A 17,865-nucleotide genomic window follows, 5' to 3' on the forward strand; every position below is an offset into this window, starting at 1 on the left:
ATATAGAGGTGTAAGCTGTAAATGCGTATCCCGCGTGTAAATGTCGCCACGAAAAGGAAGACCATGATGATTTCCGTTTTTGGATCAGAACGTTTCCGGTTGATTGGCATTTTGGGGCTGGTCATGGCGTTGGCGTTGGCGATGGCCGCCCAGATGGCGTTTGCCAATCAGATTGACCGGTTTGCCGGCACCTATACCGGTTCGGTTTCGTTCGAGTCGGGTGGCAAGACGATCCAGCGGGATCTGAATGTAAAGATCGCGCCGACAAAGGCGGGGTTTACCGTCGACTGGACGACCGGCACCTATCGCGCTGACGGGACGCTTAAGGCGAAATCCTATTCGGTCGAGTTTCAGCCAAGCGAACGGGACGGCGTCTATGGCGCGGCGATGAAAAACAATGTGTTTGGCAAGGCCGTGCCTTTGGACCCGATGAAGGGAGAACCCTATGTCTGGGGCCGGATCGAGGATGATACGCTGACCGTGTTTTCCCTCTATGTCTATGACGATGGAGAATACGAGATCCAGCAATTCGACCGCACCCTTGTCGAAGGCGGGCTGGAACTGAAATTCAAAAGCATGCGGGATGGCCACGTTCACCGGGAACTGGGCGCCTATCTGGAACGCGTCGAAGGCTAGATGACCGGGTGACTGTAAGTCTCGCGACCCTGTCAGGGTTTGCGAAAACTGTCGAGTGACACCACGTCCGCGTCCTTGTCCTTGACGGGTTTGTCGCCTTTTTCGGATTGCGCCAGTTCCAGCGTCGCAGGCGCCAGAACATCGCTGTTGGCGCTGTCGTCGTTGTGGTTTTCAAAGCGCAGGCCGAATTCCACCGACGGATCGACAAATGTCTTGATCGCGTCATAGGGAATATAAAGCGGTTCCGGTGCGTCACCGAAATTCAGGGTGATCGAAAACCCTTCGTCCGTCACCTCAAGGTTGTCATACCAGTGCTGCATGACAACGGTCATTTCGCCGGGATACCGGTCGGCCAGCCAATCGGCCAGTTCGACATCAGGGTGGCCGGTGTCAAAGGTGATAAAGAAATGGTGTTCGCCCGGCAGCCCGTTCTCGGCCACGTCCTGCAATACATTCTGGATAAGCCCGCGCATGGCGCGGTGCATCAGGTTTCCGTAATCAATAGAACGGGTCATGGCTTACCCTCTGAATGGTGTTGACACCAGCATAGGGGATTCGATCCGAAACAAAAGACCACTTGATCAATTGCGCCGGTCAGATCACCGAAATGAAGCCGGCGCAGGCAGCCGTGATTGCCAGCGTCACAGGCAGGCCCCGATCAAGGCGCAAGAGCAGCAGTGCAGCCAGCCCCATCAGAGCCAGTGCCACAGGCTGGAGCGTGGCAAGATCGGGCACCGGCAGTGACAGCGGGCCTATTGCGGTCTGATTTACGTCGGCAAATGCAACATGCAGGGCAAACCACAGCGACAGATTAAGGATCACACCCACCACCGCCGCGGTGATGGCTGTCAGGGCAGCGCCCAGACGCGGGCGTGTCGCGATCTGATCCAGCAGAGGGCCGGCCAGAAAAATCCATAGAAAACAGGGTATGAACGTCACCCAAAGCGCCAGTGCGCCCGCTGCAAACGCCATCCCCCATCCGCCCTGATAAAAACCGGCCAGAAGGGCCACGAACTCGGTCACCAGAATAAGCGGTCCGGGGGTGGTTTCGGCCAGCCCCAGCGCGTCGATCATCTGGGCTGTGGTGATCCAGCCGTAATCGGCCACCACGGTTTGTGTCATATAGGCCAGAACGGCATAGGCCCCGCCAAATGTCACCACGGCAAGTTTTGCAAAGAACAGGCCAAGCTGCGTCAGAAAGCTGTGACCGGTCAGCGCAAGAACGGCCAGAGGTGACAGCCACAAACTGCCCCAGATCGCGATTGTGCGCACCAGGCCCTGTCGCGTCGTGGCCGCAGGCAAAGGCGGAGCCTGCACAGGTGTTGCACGGGCCGTGGCGTATCCCCAAAGTGCGGCACAGGCAATGATCAGCGGGAACGGCAGACCAAAGGCAAAGATCGCGATAAAGGAAAGCGCCGCGATCATCCACGCCGCCCGCGAGGTCAGCGCCTTGCGCGCCACCTTGAGCAGCGCCTGCAAGACGATTATGATCACCGTTGCCTTTATGCCGATGAACAGCGCCTGCACCAGCGGCAATTGCCCATAGGTTGCATACCCCAGTGCCAGCGCCGCAATGATCAGCGCACCGGGCAGTACGAACAATCCACCCGCAATCAACCCGCCGCGCACACCATGCAGCCGCCAGCCGGCATAGGTGGCCAGTTGCATCGCCTCGGGGCCGGGCAGCAACATGCACAGGGACAGCGCCCGCAGGAATGTCGGTTCATCCAGCCAGTTGCGATCTTCCACCAGTTCCTTGTGCATCAGGGCGATCTGGGCGGCGGGGCCGCCAAAAGACAACAGCCCGATCCGGGCGGCAACGCGGGTGAGTTCGGACAGATCGGGGGCGTTCATGAATTGCGATCCGCGGGCCAGTCATGGCCTTCGTCCGCGCCATCGCGCGCCCAGCGATAGAGCGCATCATAAAGCGGCATTCCTGCCTCAAACTGGGTCGTATCATCGCGGTATTGCCGTGACAGGCCGACCGAAAACGCCAGCAACCCCGCGGCTTCGGGGGCCAGATCGTGGGCGTTGGTATCCGCGCCGCGTATCACGGTTGAGAGACGATCCAGCGCGGGCGTGCGCAGACCAAATTCGTCCAGCATTGTATCAAAGGTGCATAGCGGGCCACGATGGGACCAGAAAACATCTTCGACATCAAAGGGCGTTGCGCCATAGCGCTCGGCCACACCGTCGACTTCGGACGGGGCCACGAACAGGAACCGCGCGGTTCTGTCGACGAAACGACGGATCAGCCACGGGCAGGCGATCCGGTCGATCTTGGGGCGGTGGCGGGTCACCCACAGCGTGGATTGGTCTGCTGAAACAGTAATGGCGGCAACCGGAATACGCGGCGCGTTCTTCAGGTCGCGCCAGCCGAAATTGCCGCCTTGCAGGTATTCGGCGGCCACGCCCGCGCTGCGCAGCCATGCGACCATACCCTGACTAAGCTTGTGGCCCTTCTGGCAGACAATCACGCAGGCGCGCCCGTTCAGGCGGGCGATCAGGCCGGGAATGTCGGTATGGGGATGGCGGATGGCACCTGGGATCAGAAACGGGTCGGCGGCAAAATCGGGATCGATCGAAACATCGACGATCACGGGCGCATCGGGTGTTCCGATCAGGCGCAGAAGTTGGGGCGGGGTGATTTCATTGGGGGCAGCCATGGCATGCATCCTTTTTGTGCGGAAACATGCGAACCTGCGGCTTGCGCCTCACGGGGCGTTCGCAGTTGAACCCCATGCGCCATGATGGCCGGATCAAAGGGCGCAGGTCAAGGGGCAGGTCAGCCTTTGTTTTTCATCACCCAGCAGGCTGCACCGTGATCATAGCGGATCAGGCGCGGTGCGTTTTTCCTTGGTTGCCTGTACTTGGTGCGCAACCGGTGGACCAGCGCACCTGCGCGTTCAATAAACGTCGGGCGGCGGCGCAGGGTGCGCAATTCCTTGCGATAGGCGCCGCGAACCTGCTGCGACAACTGACCCTGTTCGATTGAAAACGCCCCGAGATGGCTGTTGACCACGTAGAGATCGTGATTTTCGGCAAAGGTTTTCCAGATAAAGTAATCGCCCGCCAGCTTCAGTGGGCGCAAGGCATCCAGATCTATTTCCTGCGTCAGGGAGGCCCGCCAGAACGTGCTTTCCTGTTGCAGGGCGGGCAGGCGGGTGCCGTACATGCCGCAGGCGATGTAGCGCCGTTGAAACGGATGCGGCAGGAAGGAATCGGTGATCACGCCGTCTGCATTGCGCGTGACGGACCGCCCTGTCAGCCAGTTGATATCGGGAAACCGGCCCAGCACGTCGGACACGACTGCAAAAGCGTTTTCATCAAAGACTTCACCCGCCGGCAAATAGCTGGTCACGTCGCCCTTTGTGCGCGCCAGACCCTTGGCCAGCGCATCATACATGCCCTTGTCGGGTTCCGAGATCACGGTGATCCGGTCGTCCTGAAAGCCAGCCACATGATCCAGCGTGTCATCGCTCGAGGCGCCATCGACGACGATGCAATCGAAACTGTCGCGCCCATCCAGAACCGAGGTTTGCGCCAGAAGCCCTGACAGGGTTTTTCCGATTTTCGATCCGGCGTTGAAAACCGGAATGACAATTGAAAAATGCATGGCGCTGCCCGGAATTTTGTTTGTATGCGCATGGTTTACAGATGAAATCTGCGGAACGGAACGGACAAATGCAGGCTCGGCAAGGCTTTGCCCGCCGCCGCTGTGGCCCTTTGGATCGTTTTCGGAAACAGAATGTTCCTGATCCTTGGATTGTCAGGTTGATGCAGGTTCCTTATTTCTGCCACAATTGGTTTATTAGCGAGTGTGTATCATGACTTTTCTTAAAACGGTTTCGGCCGCTACGATTGTGCTGGTCAGCACTGCAAGCGCCCAAGCTTCTTCCATTACAGTTTCGATCTTTGATGCTGCGTCTTACAACGCAGGCTTCGGTCTGGCCCCCAATGTGGGCGAGGATTTCGAGCAATTGGGCAGTACGCTGGGTGAAGGTGAAGTGGCCAACGGATTTGGCACTGCCGTCGGGACGTTCTCGACACTGGGTGGCACTGGTGGCGGTGGTACCGTGACAGGGTTGCCGGGCAACACAGGGAAAACTTTGGCCCTGCGCGATAGCAACGTTTTCGGGCGTGAAAACACCGTTCCGACAGGTGGTTCGTGGTTTCTGGATTCAAACGACACCTGGGGCATGTCCTGGGATGTGTCCATCGGATCCAGATTCGATGCGATATCCTTTATCCTGAACGATGCCAGCGATGTGGGCGCGTTTTTGCGGATCAGTGCAGGCGGCATGGTGGAAGAGTTGCGCACAGGCAGTAAACTGCCGGACGGGAACGCCAAGCTGGTTGTTATCGATTTCGGACAGCAGATGTCGTCGGCCAATATCGTTCTGGGCAATTTTTCATCCCTTGGCGGAAACCAGTACAGCCTGAATGACGGGTTTTCCGTTGACGGTATTCAAGTATCGGCCGTGCCACTGCCGGCTTCGGTTCTGATGCTGGGTGCCGCGATCGGTGGTCTGGGATTTGCCGGCCGGCGCAAGGCCCGAAAAGGGGCCGCAGCGGCATAATTCGACCTATTTGCTTATGTATTCACGTGAAAAGCTCCCCGGACCTCGGGGCGCTTTTCTTTCGTGTGGGTCTCTTGTGACGGTCAGGTTCAGCGACCGCCACATCCCTGTTCGGGCGGCGAGGACGCAGCAGTCGCCGCGACCGGAGCCGAGAGAATGAGGGTGAGAGTGACTATGAAATGTTTCATTGAATAGAGTTTAGGCTCACTTTGAAACGGGACAAGCAAGCCAATTTCACGTTTCTGTGAGTGTTCGGGGCCGCCGGCGAAAAAATATGTTGAAAGTGCAGGCTTCTGTTGCCAGGTGCCTGCGAACCCCGCCTTACGCTGCTAGGCGCAAGGGCTTAAGTTTCGGTTTGGTTACTGCTTACGCAGCAACGGCTACCGGAGCACGATTGTCATTTGCAATTGTACTTTTCGGGCCGATACGGTGGCACCCCGCCGAAACAAAGCTAACCCCTTTAGACGTTCGTCGATCCTATTTCGACCCCATGACCGCCAAATGAACGGGTTTTTGGTGGAGTCGCCGGGTACCGCCCCCGGGTCCGATCCGCGTATTACGAGCGCGTTTATGTTCATAGTCCCGAAGGACAGTTTTTATATAAGACAACCCGTGTTGCGTTTCAATTGCTTGTGCAGCGCGACAAGTATTTTTGAAAAGATGAAGATGCGGTGTCAGAGATTGGCCGCGATGAGCCACAGCGCCAGTGCGGCTTCGATCCCGCCGAACAGCAGGGTCTTGCGCAGCGGCGGGCTGTCCAGCAGCAGGGACAGGCCGCGCCCGAGCGCCGCGCCGGCAAAACAAAACCCCACCATGGCATAGGCCAGCGGCGTTGCGATCCACAGGGCGGCCGCACCCGCCACGACGAAAAGCCCGCCGACCGAAGCACGCATTTCCGACAGCCCCATGGTGGATGTGGTGGGCGCCAGATCTAGCGCAGCGGCAGTAAAGCGCGGCGCAAGAAAGCCGAAAAGCCCAAAGCCGATGGTCAGAAGCGCGGCCACGATGTTGAGAGTATCTGTCATGAGATGCAGGTAGCGCTGCGTGCTGCGCGCGGCAAGGGCCTAGCTTTCGCGTGCGCCCGCGCTTTTACGTGCGGCAAAGACGCTTTGGGCCAGGGCCTGGGTCTCGGCCTCGAGCGCGGACAGCGCGGCGCTGGTTTCATCGCCGTCCTGTGTTTCCAGCGCATCGGCGATGCGGGTGTGCAGCGCCACGATGCGCGCGCGGTCGCGGGCGGTAAAGGTGATCATGTTCATCAGGGGCTGCATCGCTTCGACAGCGCCCGCCAGTTGATAGCTGAGCACGGGATTGCCTGCGCCATCGACCAGCGCGCGGTGAAACGCCACATCAGAGGCGCAGAACGCCTCGTCCGTCAGGCCAGGCTGGGACTGGCGGTGGATTTCGGCGCGCATCGTGGCCAGATGATCGGCGCTGCGGCGCGTGGCCGAAAGCGGGGCGCAGGCGCGTTCCAGTGCGTAACGCGCTTCGCACGCGGTTTCAAAGCTGACCGCGTTCATGCTGAGCAGCAATGTGGATGTGGTGATTTGCTGGTTGTAGGCGTCTTCAAAGCTGATCCGGTTGACAAAGGCGCCGCCGGAGGCACCGCGCTGGGTGCGGATCAGGGATTGGGCCGCCAGACGTTTCAGGGCCTCGCGCACGGTGGGGCGCGACACCTGGAACTGTTCGACCAGTTCGGCCTCGGACGGGAGGCGGGCATCAACGATCAGCGCGCCGGACATAATCGCGTCGCGAATGGCGGTGGCGATCTGGGCCGACAGGTCTGCGGGGTTGTCTGGATCAATTTTCATTTGTCAGACAATTAAATGTCTGACATTAAAAAGGCAAGTCCTTGAGTCGGCGAACATGCGGGAGAATTCGGTGAGCCTGACACCTGTACGCAATATTTTGTGGATCGGATTTTTTGCGGCCATTCTGGCGGCATGGTGGGTCATGTATTCCATGAGCGCCGATATGGATCTGGATCTGCTGGGGCGCCCGGGACCGATGGGGCAGGCGATGCAGGGCATGGATCCGCGTATGGACATGTACATGCCGATGGCCACTTTCGGCCCGCTGTTCTGGATGTGGGCGATCATGATGGCGGCGATGATGCTGCCGACGCTGGTGCCGACCCTGCGCAGCTACGAGGATCTGATGACCAGCGCCACAGGCACCCGGGCCGGATGGCTGGGCGTATTGCTGGGCTATTTCGTGGTCTGGGTCGGGTTTGCGGCGCTGATTGCGCTGGTGCAACTGGCGCTGCTGTTTTCCGGCGCGATCGACATGCTGGGCATCGCCACATCGCACTGGTTTGCCGGTGGATTGCTGATCGCGGTCGGGGCGTTCCAGTTCACCCGCGCCAAAGAGGTATGCCACGGCGTTTGCCACAGCCCGATGATGTATTTTCTGGGCCACTGGCGGACCGGATTTGGCGGCGGCATGCGTATGGGGCTGGGATTGGGCGCGTTCTGCGTGGGCTGTTGCTGGGGCTTCATGGTGCTTGGCTTTGTCGGCGGGGTGATGAGCCTGTTGTGGATGGGGTTGGCGACGCTGTTCATGGTGATCGAAAAACTGCCCCAGATCGGGCATTATGTGACGAAACCGATGGGATTTGCGTTGATCGCGGGCGGATGCGCCGTGATGGCGGCCCCGTACACGACACTGATTTAAAGGGAGAGAGACATGGCGACCAAAAGACCTGATGCGGATCGTTTGCCAATATCGCAACGGATCGACCAGCGGATGCCCAACCCCAAACGGCGGCAGACAAATGCAACCGAATGGGCAATCAAGGGAGAGCTGTTCCTGAACTGCTCGTGTACCGTATTCTGCCCCTGTGTTGTTTCACTGGGTGCACACCCGCCGACCGAAGGCCATTGCCACGCGTGGATGGCGATTGCCATTGATGAGGGCCATTACGAAGGCGAGGATCTGGGTGGTCTGAAAGTCGGGCTGCTGGTGGATATTCCCGGTCGCATGGGCGAGGGCAACTGGAAGGTCGCCGCTTATGTCGACGAACGTGCCAGCCAGAAAGCCTATAACGGCATCCTGCAAATCTTTTCCGGAGCCGCGGGCGGCACGACGGGCCTGTTCACGATGCTGGTGTCCGAAATCATCGGCGCGGAAAAGGCGCCGGTCGAGATCGTGCGCGAAGGCAATCGCCGGTCGATCAATATCGGCCGCAAGATACAGGGCGAGATCGAGATGATCGCGGGGCTGAGCCCGGAACATCCGGTGATGGTCAGCAATTCCAAATACTGGATGGGGCCGGACATAATTGCCGCCAAGGGGCTGAAAAGCCGCGTGCGCGATTACGGGCGGGTGTGGGATTTTGCCGGCATGTCGGCCGAAATCTGCCCGATCGACTGGAAAGGCCCCAAGTGATGATCGACCGCGGGTATTGCGTCACGATGGCGCGCTACAATGCGTGGCAGAACACACAGATGACCGACACTCTCAAGGCGCTGGATGAAAAGGCTTTGCATCAGGACCGGGGCGCGTTTTTCGGATCGATCATGGCGACGCTCAATCATCTGGTCTGGGGCGATCATCTGTGGATTTCGCGCTTTGACGGGGGCGATCCGCCTGCGGTGGGCCCCAAGGAAGGACTGGTACAGCACCCCACTTTTGCCAGTTGGAGCGCCGCGCGGTTCAAAACCGATGGACGGATTCTGCAATGGGCGCAAATGCTGAACAATATCGACCTGAAAGGCGATCTGACATGGTTTTCCGGCGCCGTTGGAAAAGAACTGACAAAGCCCAAGGAGATCTGTGTGATGCAGCTTTTCAATCATCAGACCCACCATCGCGGGCAAATCCACGCGATGATGACCGCCGCAGGACTGAAAACGTCCGATACCGATCTTCCCTTTATGCCGGAACCTGAATAATGGCCCTGATCTCTCCCTCCCGCCGTTTGCGGCGCACCCCTTTTTCCGACTGCGTCGAGGCCGCTGGCGTGAAAGCGTACACGGTTTACAACCGGATGTTGCTGCCCACTATGTTCGAGACGGTTCAGGCCGATTACCGGCATCTGAAGGATCACGTGCAGGTGTGGGATGTGGCCTGCGAGCGGCAGGTGGAATTGCGCGGCCCGGATGCGGCGCGTCTGATGCAAATGCTGACGCCGCGCGATCTGCGCGGCATGCTGCCGGGGCAGTGTTACTATGTGCCCATCGTCGATGAAACTGGCGGGATGCTGAACGATCCGGTTGCGGTCAAATTGACGGAAGACCGCTGGTGGATTTCGATTGCCGACAGTGACCTGTTGTTGTGGGTCAAGGGCGTGGCCAACGGTTATCGGCTGGACGTGTTGGTGGATGAACCCGATATTTCGCCACTGGCGGTGCAGGGGCCCAAGGCCGACGATCTGATGGAACGGGTGTTCGGAGAGTCGGTGCGCAGCATCCGCTTTTTCCGCTACGGGCTTTACCAGTTCGAGGGGCGCGATCTGGTCGTGGCACGATCAGGCTATTCCAAGCAGGGCGGGTTCGAGATCTATGTCGAGGGCAGTGATCTCGGCATGCCCTTGTGGAACGCGCTGTTCGAGGCCGGAGAAAATCTGAACGTGCGGGCCGGGTGCCCCAACGGGATCGAGCGGGTCGAGGCGGGTTTGCTGTCTTACGGCAATGACATGACGGATGACAACACGCCGCATGAATGCGGGCTGGGGCGGTTTTGCGACACCCAGACGGCAATCGGCTGTATCGGGCGGGATGCATTGCTGCGGGTGGCCAAGGAAGGGCCGGTGCAGCAGGTGCGCCCGATTGCGATTGACGGCGATGCCGTGCCCGGATGTGACCGCGCGTGGCCGGTCTTTGCCAAGGGCAAACGTGTGGGGCAGGTGACATCGGCGGCCTGGTCGCCCGATTTCAAAACCAACGTGGCCATCGGCATGGTGCGCATGACCCATTGGGACGCGGGCACCAGGCTTGAGGTCGAAACCCCCGATGGCATGCGCGGTGCAACCGTGCAGGAGACATTCTGGTTGTAGTCCCGCCAACCCCCGCCGGAGCCTCCGGCGGGAGTATTTGCGGACAAATGAAGAGGAAGGCGGTGCGCAAGGTGCCGCCGCGCGGAACAGGAGAATAAGATGTTTAACGCATTGGTCGTGAACAAGAATGAAGACGGAAAAACCAGCGCAGCGGTGTCGCAGATCGGTCTGGATGATCTGCCCCATGCCGAGGTGACTGTCGCGGTTGAATATTCCACGGTGAATTACAAGGACGGGCTGTGCATCGGTCCGGGGGGCGGTTTGGTGCGCAATTATCCGCATGTGCCCGGGATCGATTTTGCCGGCACTGTCGAAAGTTCAGAGGACGCGCGCTATAAACTCGGCGACAAGGTGGTGCTGACAGGCTGGCGCGTGGGCGAGGCGCATTGGGGCGGATATTCGCAGAAGGCACGGGTCAAGGCCGACTGGCTGGTGCCCTTGCCCGAAGGGCTGGACACGCGCGCTGCGATGGCGGTAGGAACGGCCGGTTTCACCGCGATGCTGGCGGTGATGGCGTTGGAGGATCACGGGCTGAAGCCGGGGCACGGGCCGGTACTGGTGACCGGCGCTGCCGGTGGGGTTGGATCGGTTGCCACGGCCATTCTGGCGCATCTGGGACACGAAGTGGCCGGTGTAACCGGACGCCCCGAAACTGCCGATTATCTGAAATCGCTGGGCGCAACACAGATTGTCGCGCGCGAAGACATCAACGAAACCGTCAAGCGTCCGCTTGAGGGCGAAACCTGGGCGGGCTGTGTCGATGCCGTGGGGGGGGCAATGCTGGCGCGGGTGCTTGGACAGATGAAATACGGGGCTTCCGTGGCTGCTGTTGGCCTTGCCGGCGGGGCGGATTTGCCTGCGACGGTCATTCCGTTCCTGTTGCGCGGTGTGAACCTTTTGGGGATCGACAGCGTGATGCAGCCCTATGACAACCGAGTGCGGGCCTGGGCGCGGATTGCCAAGGATCTGCCGATGGACAAGCTGGATGCGATGGTGCAACCGGCGACGCTGGGCGATCTGCCGCAACTGGGGAAAGACATTCTGAAAGGCCAGGTCAAGGGCCGGGTTGTGGTGGATGTGAACGCGTAAGTGGCAAGGGATTAAAAGATCAAAGGCAGCGCAAGCTGCCTTTTTTTGTTGACATAGTGCCGCTTATGATGAGCCTGAGATGTATGTATTGCTGCAATATCAGGCACAATAAAAACGCAATACGCAAAAATGACCGTCTTTCTTTCGGGCGGCAGTGGAGGGAAAAATGCCAATAAAACCAGCTCTAACGGAGCTGCCGATCAAGACGGCAGCGTCCGGATTTTATCGAGGGTTCACCAAGGATGTGACCATTACGGCCAAGTTACTGGTCGGTGCGCTGATCCTGTGGGCCATCGCGTTCCCCGATCAGGCGGCCAGCGTTCTGGGGGCACTGAACAGTATCATTCTTGCATCGTTCAGTTACTGGTACGTCTATGTGATGGCGTTTTTCGTGATCCTGTGTTTCGCGCTGGCGCTGTGGCCGACGGCGGGCAAGCTCAAGCTTGGGCTTGAGTCTGACAAACCGGAATTTTCGAACTTTTCGTGGTTTTCCATGATGTTCGGCGCCGGTATCGGTATCGGGATGCTGACCTTTGCAACGGCAGAGCCGATGTATCATTTCGGATCGAACCCCGCGACGATCATGGGTGACACCGAAGGCAGCACTGCCGGAAACGTGCGGGATGCCTATATCTGGTCGTTCACCCACTGGGGGCTTGCGGCATGGGCGTCTTATGCGATTGTCGGGCTGGCGCTTGGCTATTTCTCGTATCGGCGCGGGCTGCCGTTGACCATCCGGTCGGCACTGGTGCCGATTTTTGGCACAAAGCTGTCTGGTCCGGTAGGACATGCTGTGGACGTGGTGGCGGTTGTTGCCACGGTTCTGGGTGTGGCGCAGACGCTGGGCTTTGGCGTGGAGCAGTTTATTGCGGGCCTTTCGCGGATCGGCTTCGGCGACTGGCTGTACACGACGGCGGCGGATGGTTCGCAATCATCCTCGACCAGCGCGATCATCTTTGCACTGCTGATCATCATGGGTGCATCGACGCTGTCGGCGCTTTCCGGTGTGGGCAAGGGGATCAAGTGGCTGTCCAACATCAACATGGGCCTCAGCTTTTTCGTTCTGACCTTCTTTGTCATCTTCGGATCGACCTTCTTTGGGCTGTCGGCGTTGTTTGTCGGTATCTGGGATTATCTCCTGTCCATTCCGGGGAACATCTTTACCGTCTGGTCGGCAACACCCATGGATGCGTTTGTGGCAAATGTGCCGGCAAGCGTTCAGGCGTTGCCCGCCAAGACGCTGTCGGCCGTGTATGACGGCGCGACAAGCCCGTGGGGCACTTTGGCGTCCTTTACCGAAGGATTGCCGGAAGGTGCCGCATCTTTGCCGGCAGGTGATATTGCAGCGGCCTATGCTGCGGCCACCGAAAGCAGACTGTCGGGCTGGCAGGGTGCCTGGACCATCTTCTACTGGGCCTGGTGGATTGCGTTCGCGCCGTTCGTCGGCGTGTTTCTGGCACGGATCTCGAAAGGTCGTACGGTGCGGGAATATGTTCTGGGTGCGATGGTGATCCCGGCGCTGATGTGTTTCGTCTGGTTCGCGATCGTGGGCGGTACAGCCATCGATCTGGAACTGACCGGCGAAGCAAACGGTGCCATTGTCGGCGCTGGTCAGGCAGACCAGTTGTTCGCGATGCTGGGTGTGATCCTGAGCGAAACACTGGCCTGGCTGATGTCGATCCTGATTGTTGTGCTGTTGCTGACCTATCTGGTCACGTCGGCGGACAGCGCGGTGCTGATCATCAACACGATCAACGCGGCGGGTGATGAAGGACCAAAGGCGCGCCCGCATATCCTGTTCTGGGGCGCTGCCCTGGCATTGGTTGTGGGCGGTCTGATTATTGCCGGCGGTCTGGGCGCGATCCAGACGGCGATGGTGATCGGGGCCTTGCCGTTCAGCTTTGTGATGGTGTTGATGGGCGTTTCGCTGATCAAGGCGATCTGGCGTGACGGGCAGCGTATCAAGCATGGTTTGCCCACCACATCGGTTGTCGCGGCCGAACCCGCGGAATAGCAACCGCGTTACAATTTACTCTGCAAGATCAGGCCGCCTTTCGGGGCGGCCTTTTTTTTGTGGTCTTGACGCATGATGCGGGACGCGCCACCAATCTGCCATGACACTTGATATCGATTTTGTCCGGGCGCAATTCCCGGCGTTCAGCGAACCGAGCCTGCGCGGTCAGGCCTTTTTTGGAAACGCGGGCGGGTCTTATACCTGCAAGCCGGTGATCGACCGGTTGTTCCGCTTTTATACGCAGCGCAAGGTGCAGCCCTATGCGCCCTATGCCGCGTCACAACTGGCGGGCTGCGAAATGGACGAGGCGCGCGCCCGGCTTTCGGCCATGCTTGGGGTGGCGGGCGACGAGTTGAGCTTTGGCCCGTCAACGACACAGAACACCTATGTTCTGGCCCGTGCGTTCGGGGACTGGATGCAAAAGGGCGAGGCGATAATCGTGACCAATCAGGATCACGAGGCAAATTCCGGGCCGTGGCGGCGTCTGGCCGATCAGGGGATCGAGGTGCGCGAGTGGAAGATCGACCCCGTTAGCGGTATGCTGAACACCGATGATCTGGATGAGTTGCTGGACGAAAAGGTACGGTTGGTGTGCTTTCCGCATTGCTCCAACGTGATCGGCGCGATCAATCCGGTGGTTGAAATCACTGCAATGGCCCATGCGGCGGGCGCGTTCGTGTGTGTTGACGGGGTCAGTTATGCGCCACACGGGTTCCCCGATGTCGGGATGCTGGGGGCCGATATCTATCTGTTATCAGCCTATAAGACATACGGGCCGCATCAGGGATTGATGGTGATCCGGCGGGCCTTGGGGGAATTGCTGCCCAATCAGGGGCATTATTTCAATGCGGACAGCTTGTATAAACGCTTTACCCCGGCGGGTCCGGACCATGCCCAGATAGCCGCCTGCGCCGGAATGGCGGATTACATCGACGCGCTCCATGCACATCACGGTGGTGGCGGCGATATGGCGCCAGCCAGGAAATCCGCCTTTGTGCACGACCTGATGCGCGCCCATGAAACCAGACTGTTGCAGCCGCTTCTGGACTGGGCAAACAGCCGTAATTCCGTCAGGCTGATCGGGCCGGACAAGGCGAGCGGACGGGCGCCGACCGTGGCGCTGGATCTGGGGCGCGCGGCCTTTCCGCTGGCGAAAAAGCTGGCGGATCGCGGGATCATGGCCGAGGGCAGTGATTTTTATGCGGTGCGCGCGCTGGAAGCGTTGGGTATCTCGCCCGAGGACGGTGTGCTGCGGCTGAGTTTCACCCATTACACCGCACAATCCGAAATGGACCAACTTTTGAACGCTTTGGACGATATCGTTTAATCCGGACGGACGTGGCGCGCGTATAAAGCTAAAAGACGATAATAAAAGGCACCTTGTGCAGTCAAATACCCCCATCATAATGTGGTTCCGGCGCGATCTGCGCCTGTCCGATCACCCGGCACTTTGTGCGGCGGCTGAGTCCGGCCGCCCTGTCATACCCGTATTCATCTGCGATGACGCGGTGCGCGGGTTGGGCACCGCGCCACAATGGCGTCTGGGTCTTGGGGTCGGCCATTTGCAGGACCGCCTGCGCGAAAAGGGCAGCGATCTGATCCTGCGGCAGGGGCGCGCGCTAGATATGTTGCAAGACCTTATCCGGGATACGGGTGCGACGGCGGTTTACTGGAGCAGGCTCTATGATCCGGATACGGTGGAACGCGATACGGAAATCAAGGCAACGCTGAAGGATCAGGGCATCGACGCGCGATCCTTTGGCGGGCATCTGATGTTTGAACCGTGGAGCGTGGAAACAAAAACCGGCGGGTATTACAAGGTATTCACGCCGTTCTGGCGGTCGGTGCAGGGGCGCGATGTGGCCTATCCGCTGGCTGAACCCGCAACCCTGCCGGCCCCCGATGACTGGCCAAAATCAGAGCCGCTGGCAGATTGGGCGCTGGGGCGTGGCATGTATCGCGGCGCAGAGATCGTGCGCCCCCATATCCAACTGGGCGAGGCAGCGGCGCAGGACAGGCTGGATTATTTTATCGATGAACTGGTGGGGGACTACGTTGCCAACCGGGACCGTCCGGGCGTGGATGGCACATCAAACCTGTCCGAAAACCTGGCCTTGGGCGAAATCAGCCCGCATCAGTGCTGGCATGCGGGCGCGCGCGCGCAGGATCAGGGCAAACAGGGCGCGGAAACGTTTCTCAAGGAACTGGTGTGGCGCGAGTTTGCTTATCACCTGATGCATCACACACCGCGTATTCTGACCGGTAACTGGAAACCGGACTGGGATGAATTCCCTTGGCAGACTGACGGTGATCATCCCGATGTGCTGGCGTGGAAACAGGGGCGCACCGGATTGCCCTTTGTCGATGCCGCCATGCGCGAGATGTATGTGACAGGCCGGATGCACAACCGCGGGCGGATGATCGTGGCCAGTTACCTGACCAAACATCTGCTGACCCACTGGAAAATCGGGTTGGACTGGTTTGCCGATTGCCTGACCGATTGGGATCCGGCCAGCAACGCGATGGGCTGGCAGTGGTCGGCCGGATCGGGGCCGGATGCGACACCCTATTTCCGGGTGTTCAATCCTGCCAGCCAACTGGACAAGTTCGACCCCAAGGGCGTCTATGCCGATAAATGGATCGCCGAAGGCCGCGCGCGGCCAAGTGCCACCGCGTTAAGCTATTTTGATGCCGTTCCAAAGCGCTGGGGCCTGTCCCCGGATGATGCGTATCCCGACCCGATTGTAACGCCGGCGGACGGACGCAAAAGGGCACTGGGCGCCTATGAAGATCGTGGATTCTGATGAAACATATGACTGAAACCTTGAAGGGCCACGCCGCAGCGCCTAGCCTTTTTCTGCAAGAGAACGAAGAAGGAGCGGGGATGATCCTGACGACAACAGACGGCCAGAAAGGGCTGCCCCGTTATTTTTCGAATGTTTTTGCGATGTCGCAAGGCATGAACAACGGATGGGTCGATTTTGTTTTGCCCGATGGCCGCCGGTTTCGCGCCCACGGCAAGAATCCCGGTCCCGTGGCCGAAATTGACATACACAACGACGATTTGTTCGCCCGCCTGATCCGCGAAGGCGATCTGGGGTTCTGTGACGGCTATCTTGAAGGATGGTGGTCGACCCCCGACTTGCAGGCGTTCATGGATCTGGTGCATGCCGACAACGAAGACATATATGACGGGTTTCCCGGAATGGGCATTGTACGTCTGTTTGAACGGGTGCGGTTCTGGCTGCAGCGCAACCACAAGAACCAGGCGCGCAAGAACATTTCCTATCACTACGATCTGGGCAACGATTTCTATAAATTGTGGCTGGACGACACGATGACCTATTCCAGCGCCATCTTTCAGACGGGGCAGGAAAGCCACGAGGCCGCCCAGATTGCCAAATATGCCAGTATGGTGGATCAGATGGGCGCACAGCCCGGCGATCATATTCTGGAAATCGGCTGTGGTTGGGGCGGTTTTGCCGAATACGCCGCCAAAGAGCGCGGCCTGAAGGTGACAGGGCTTACCATCAGCGAAGAGCAAATCAACTATGCACGAAAGCGCATTGAAAAGGCTGGGCTTTCCGGAATGGTGGATTTCAAGCTTCAGGATTATCGCGACGAAAAGGGCGTCTATGACGGCATTGCCAGTATCGAGATGTTCGAAGCGGTTGGCGAACAATACTGGCCGATCTATTTCGAAACGGTGCGTGAACGGCTGAAGCCGGGCAAGAACGCGACCTTGCAAATCATCACCGTTGCCGACCGGCGTTGGGACGTTTACAAGCGTGGGCCCGATTTCATCCAGAAATACATCTTTCCGGGCGGCATGCTGCCCAGCCCGTCTGTGCTGCGCGCGCAGATCGAAAAATCCGGTCTTGGCATCGTCCGGTCGCTGGAATTCGGCAAAAGCTACAGCCTGTCATTGCGGCGCTGGCATGAAACATTCAACGAAAAGTGGGATCAGATCGCAGCCCTTGGCTTTGATCAGAGGTTTCGAAGAATGTGGAATTTTTATCTCACCTCTTGCGCTGCGACGTTTGAAAGTGCCAACTGTGACGTAACCCAGATCACAATATCACGGCCCACATGATTCAAATGAAGATACATGCCTAACGCCGCCCGCCTTGTCGCCGCTGTCGGGCTGGCTGTGCTGGCCTTTATCGCCTCCGGTATGATTATGCCGTTGATGCCCGAAAGCACGGATTTCGGGTATTTCACAATCGTGAACATCGTTCTGGGCGTGCTGTGCGGCTGGGTTGTGATGGGCAAGCGGGCAGGGCGGGGCACCACGGCCGCGATCAACAACGGGTTTACCGGTATGGTCAGTCTGGTGTTCTGGGGTCTGTTCGTGCAGGGCTGCAACGAAATGGTACGCCTTGCGATGCGTAACCGCTATGACAACGCGTTCGAAGCGGTGATCGCGATTTTCGAACTGATGGCCCAGTTTGGTATGGTGTTGCTGAACGGCCCGCTGATCATGGTTCTGGTGATCGGCGGCGTGATTGTCGGCCTGCTTACGGAACATGCGTCGCGGAAATGGCGCTGACGGC

18 protein-coding genes and 1 other RNA gene are annotated in these 17,865 nt (G+C 59.1%); 12 read left to right on the top strand and 7 right to left on the bottom strand.

Annotation, left to right across the window (positions count from 1 at the left end; genetic code table 11):
* Window positions 1–63 precede the first annotated feature (63 nt).
* Entirely contained in the window at window positions 64–636 is a 573-nt protein-coding gene (locus tag OLX72_RS15590; protein WP_254684583.1) for a hypothetical protein, read from the top strand.
* A gap of 32 nt (window positions 637–668) precedes the next feature.
* Here the strand turns inward: OLX72_RS15590 and OLX72_RS15595 are convergent, their stop codons facing one another.
* The 4 genes from OLX72_RS15595 to OLX72_RS15610 form a co-directional block, all read right to left on the bottom strand.
* Window positions 669–1,151: an SspB family protein gene (locus tag OLX72_RS15595; RefSeq protein ID WP_433989038.1), complete on the bottom strand. Its 483-nt coding sequence runs from the start codon at window positions 1,149–1,151 to the stop codon at window positions 669–671.
* 79 nt (window positions 1,152–1,230) lie between these two features.
* On the bottom strand, window positions 1,231–2,490 hold the full coding sequence (chrA, locus tag OLX72_RS15600) for a chromate efflux transporter (protein ID WP_114870283.1): 1,260 nt from the start codon (window positions 2,488–2,490) through the stop codon (window positions 1,231–1,233).
* A complete protein-coding gene (locus tag OLX72_RS15605; RefSeq protein ID WP_114872272.1) occupies window positions 2,487–3,302 on the bottom strand; it encodes a chromate resistance protein ChrB domain-containing protein in 816 nt (271 codons plus the stop codon). The genes chrA and OLX72_RS15605 overlap by 4 nt, the downstream gene beginning before the upstream one ends.
* 119 nt (window positions 3,303–3,421) lie before the next feature.
* Window positions 3,422–4,252 (bottom strand): glycosyltransferase, encoded by an 831-nt coding sequence (locus OLX72_RS15610; protein ID WP_433989039.1) that lies wholly within the window; start codon window positions 4,250–4,252, stop codon window positions 3,422–3,424.
* 211 nt (window positions 4,253–4,463) lie between these two features.
* Between OLX72_RS15610 and OLX72_RS15615 the strand changes: the two genes are divergently transcribed.
* Complete coding sequence (locus OLX72_RS15615; RefSeq protein ID WP_433989040.1) at window positions 4,464–5,216, top strand: VPLPA-CTERM sorting domain-containing protein; 753 nt, start codon at window positions 4,464–4,466, stop codon at window positions 5,214–5,216.
* 282 nt (window positions 5,217–5,498) lie between these two features.
* Here OLX72_RS15615 and ssrA read toward each other — a convergent pair.
* The 3 genes from ssrA to OLX72_RS15630 all read right to left on the bottom strand — a co-directional run bounded on the left by ssrA (window position 5,499) and on the right by OLX72_RS15630 (window position 7,024).
* Window positions 5,499–5,846: a transfer-messenger RNA gene (gene ssrA, locus OLX72_RS15620) on the bottom strand.
* 44 nt (window positions 5,847–5,890) lie between these two features.
* The gene (locus OLX72_RS15625) at window positions 5,891–6,241 is read right to left on the bottom strand and encodes a DUF4345 family protein (RefSeq protein ID WP_114870279.1); all 351 of its coding nucleotides are present in this window, start codon (window positions 6,239–6,241) and stop codon (window positions 5,891–5,893) included.
* Between the two features lie 39 nt (window positions 6,242–6,280).
* On the bottom strand, window positions 6,281–7,024 hold the full coding sequence (locus OLX72_RS15630; protein ID WP_114870278.1) for a FadR/GntR family transcriptional regulator: 744 nt from the start codon (window positions 7,022–7,024) through the stop codon (window positions 6,281–6,283).
* Between the two features lie 142 nt (window positions 7,025–7,166).
* On the opposite strand from OLX72_RS15630, the gene OLX72_RS15635 reads away from it, so the two are divergent.
* From OLX72_RS15635 to OLX72_RS15680, 10 genes are all read left to right on the top strand, one after another.
* Window positions 7,167–7,886 (top strand): DUF2182 domain-containing protein, encoded by a 720-nt coding sequence (locus OLX72_RS15635; protein ID WP_433990468.1) that lies wholly within the window; start codon window positions 7,167–7,169, stop codon window positions 7,884–7,886.
* Window positions 7,887–7,898: 12 nt separating this feature from the next.
* Complete coding sequence (locus tag OLX72_RS15640) at window positions 7,899–8,600, top strand: DUF1326 domain-containing protein (protein WP_433989041.1); 702 nt, start codon at window positions 7,899–7,901, stop codon at window positions 8,598–8,600.
* A complete protein-coding gene (locus tag OLX72_RS15645) occupies window positions 8,600–9,106 on the top strand; it encodes a DinB family protein (RefSeq protein ID WP_433989042.1) in 507 nt (168 codons plus the stop codon). The genes OLX72_RS15640 and OLX72_RS15645 overlap by 1 nt, the downstream gene beginning before the upstream one ends.
* Window positions 9,106–10,209 (top strand): dimethylsulfoniopropionate demethylase, encoded by a 1,104-nt coding sequence (locus OLX72_RS15650; RefSeq protein ID WP_433989043.1) that lies wholly within the window; start codon window positions 9,106–9,108, stop codon window positions 10,207–10,209. The genes OLX72_RS15645 and OLX72_RS15650 overlap by 1 nt, the downstream gene beginning before the upstream one ends.
* Window positions 10,210–10,308: 99 nt before the next feature.
* On the top strand, window positions 10,309–11,298 hold the full coding sequence (acuI, locus tag OLX72_RS15655; RefSeq protein ID WP_433989044.1) for an acryloyl-CoA reductase: 990 nt from the start codon (window positions 10,309–10,311) through the stop codon (window positions 11,296–11,298).
* A gap of 166 nt (window positions 11,299–11,464) precedes the next feature.
* Window positions 11,465–13,312: a BCCT family transporter gene (locus OLX72_RS15660; protein ID WP_433989045.1), complete on the top strand. Its 1,848-nt coding sequence runs from the start codon at window positions 11,465–11,467 to the stop codon at window positions 13,310–13,312.
* A 100-nt stretch (window positions 13,313–13,412) separates the two neighbouring features.
* Entirely contained in the window at window positions 13,413–14,639 is a 1,227-nt protein-coding gene (locus OLX72_RS15665; RefSeq protein WP_433989046.1) for an aminotransferase class V-fold PLP-dependent enzyme, read from the top strand.
* Window positions 14,640–14,694: 55 nt separating this feature from the next.
* The gene (locus tag OLX72_RS15670) at window positions 14,695–16,116 is read left to right on the top strand and encodes a cryptochrome/photolyase family protein (RefSeq protein ID WP_217621154.1); all 1,422 of its coding nucleotides are present in this window, start codon (window positions 14,695–14,697) and stop codon (window positions 16,114–16,116) included.
* A gap of 80 nt (window positions 16,117–16,196) precedes the next feature.
* Window positions 16,197–17,405 (top strand): class I SAM-dependent methyltransferase, encoded by a 1,209-nt coding sequence (locus OLX72_RS15675; protein ID WP_433989047.1) that lies wholly within the window; start codon window positions 16,197–16,199, stop codon window positions 17,403–17,405.
* Between the two features lie 15 nt (window positions 17,406–17,420).
* Complete coding sequence (locus OLX72_RS15680; RefSeq protein WP_114870270.1) at window positions 17,421–17,861, top strand: TrgA family protein; 441 nt, start codon at window positions 17,421–17,423, stop codon at window positions 17,859–17,861.
* Window positions 17,862–17,865 lie beyond the last annotated feature (4 nt).

The sequence above is a fragment of the Sulfitobacter sp. TBRI5 genome, assembly GCF_051013555.1.
Taxonomy (GTDB): domain Bacteria; phylum Pseudomonadota; class Alphaproteobacteria; order Rhodobacterales; family Rhodobacteraceae; genus JL08.

Bases quoted from the DNA above. Each gene is read 5' to 3' on its own strand.
- OLX72_RS15630 (WP_114870278.1), bottom strand. From the start codon at position 7,024: ATGAAAATTGATCCAGACAACCCCGCAGACCTGTCGGCCCAGATCGCC.
- OLX72_RS15650 (WP_433989043.1), top strand. From the start codon at position 9,106: ATGGCCCTGATCTCTCCCTCCCGCCGTTTGCGGCGCACCCCTTTTTCC.
- acuI (WP_433989044.1), top strand. From the start codon at position 10,309: ATGTTTAACGCATTGGTCGTGAACAAGAATGAAGACGGAAAAACCAGC.
- OLX72_RS15640 (WP_433989041.1), top strand. From the start codon at position 7,899: ATGGCGACCAAAAGACCTGATGCGGATCGTTTGCCAATATCGCAACGG.
- OLX72_RS15660 (WP_433989045.1), top strand. From the start codon at position 11,465: ATGCCAATAAAACCAGCTCTAACGGAGCTGCCGATCAAGACGGCAGCG.
- OLX72_RS15635 (WP_433990468.1), top strand. From the start codon at position 7,167: ATGTATTCCATGAGCGCCGATATGGATCTGGATCTGCTGGGGCGCCCG.
- OLX72_RS15610 (WP_433989039.1), bottom strand. From the start codon at position 4,252: ATGCATTTTTCAATTGTCATTCCGGTTTTCAACGCCGGATCGAAAATC.
- OLX72_RS15595 (WP_433989038.1), bottom strand. From the start codon at position 1,151: ATGACCCGTTCTATTGATTACGGAAACCTGATGCACCGCGCCATGCGC.
- OLX72_RS15615 (WP_433989040.1), top strand. From the start codon at position 4,464: ATGACTTTTCTTAAAACGGTTTCGGCCGCTACGATTGTGCTGGTCAGC.
- OLX72_RS15675 (WP_433989047.1), top strand. From the start codon at position 16,197: ATGATCCTGACGACAACAGACGGCCAGAAAGGGCTGCCCCGTTATTTT.
- OLX72_RS15645 (WP_433989042.1), top strand. From the start codon at position 8,600: ATGATCGACCGCGGGTATTGCGTCACGATGGCGCGCTACAATGCGTGG.
- OLX72_RS15605 (WP_114872272.1), bottom strand. From the start codon at position 3,302: ATGGCTGCCCCCAATGAAATCACCCCGCCCCAACTTCTGCGCCTGATC.
- OLX72_RS15665 (WP_433989046.1), top strand. From the start codon at position 13,413: ATGACACTTGATATCGATTTTGTCCGGGCGCAATTCCCGGCGTTCAGC.
- OLX72_RS15680 (WP_114870270.1), top strand. From the start codon at position 17,421: ATGCCTAACGCCGCCCGCCTTGTCGCCGCTGTCGGGCTGGCTGTGCTG.
- OLX72_RS15590 (WP_254684583.1), top strand. From the start codon at position 64: ATGATGATTTCCGTTTTTGGATCAGAACGTTTCCGGTTGATTGGCATT.
- OLX72_RS15625 (WP_114870279.1), bottom strand. From the start codon at position 6,241: ATGACAGATACTCTCAACATCGTGGCCGCGCTTCTGACCATCGGCTTT.
- chrA (WP_114870283.1), bottom strand. From the start codon at position 2,490: ATGAACGCCCCCGATCTGTCCGAACTCACCCGCGTTGCCGCCCGGATC.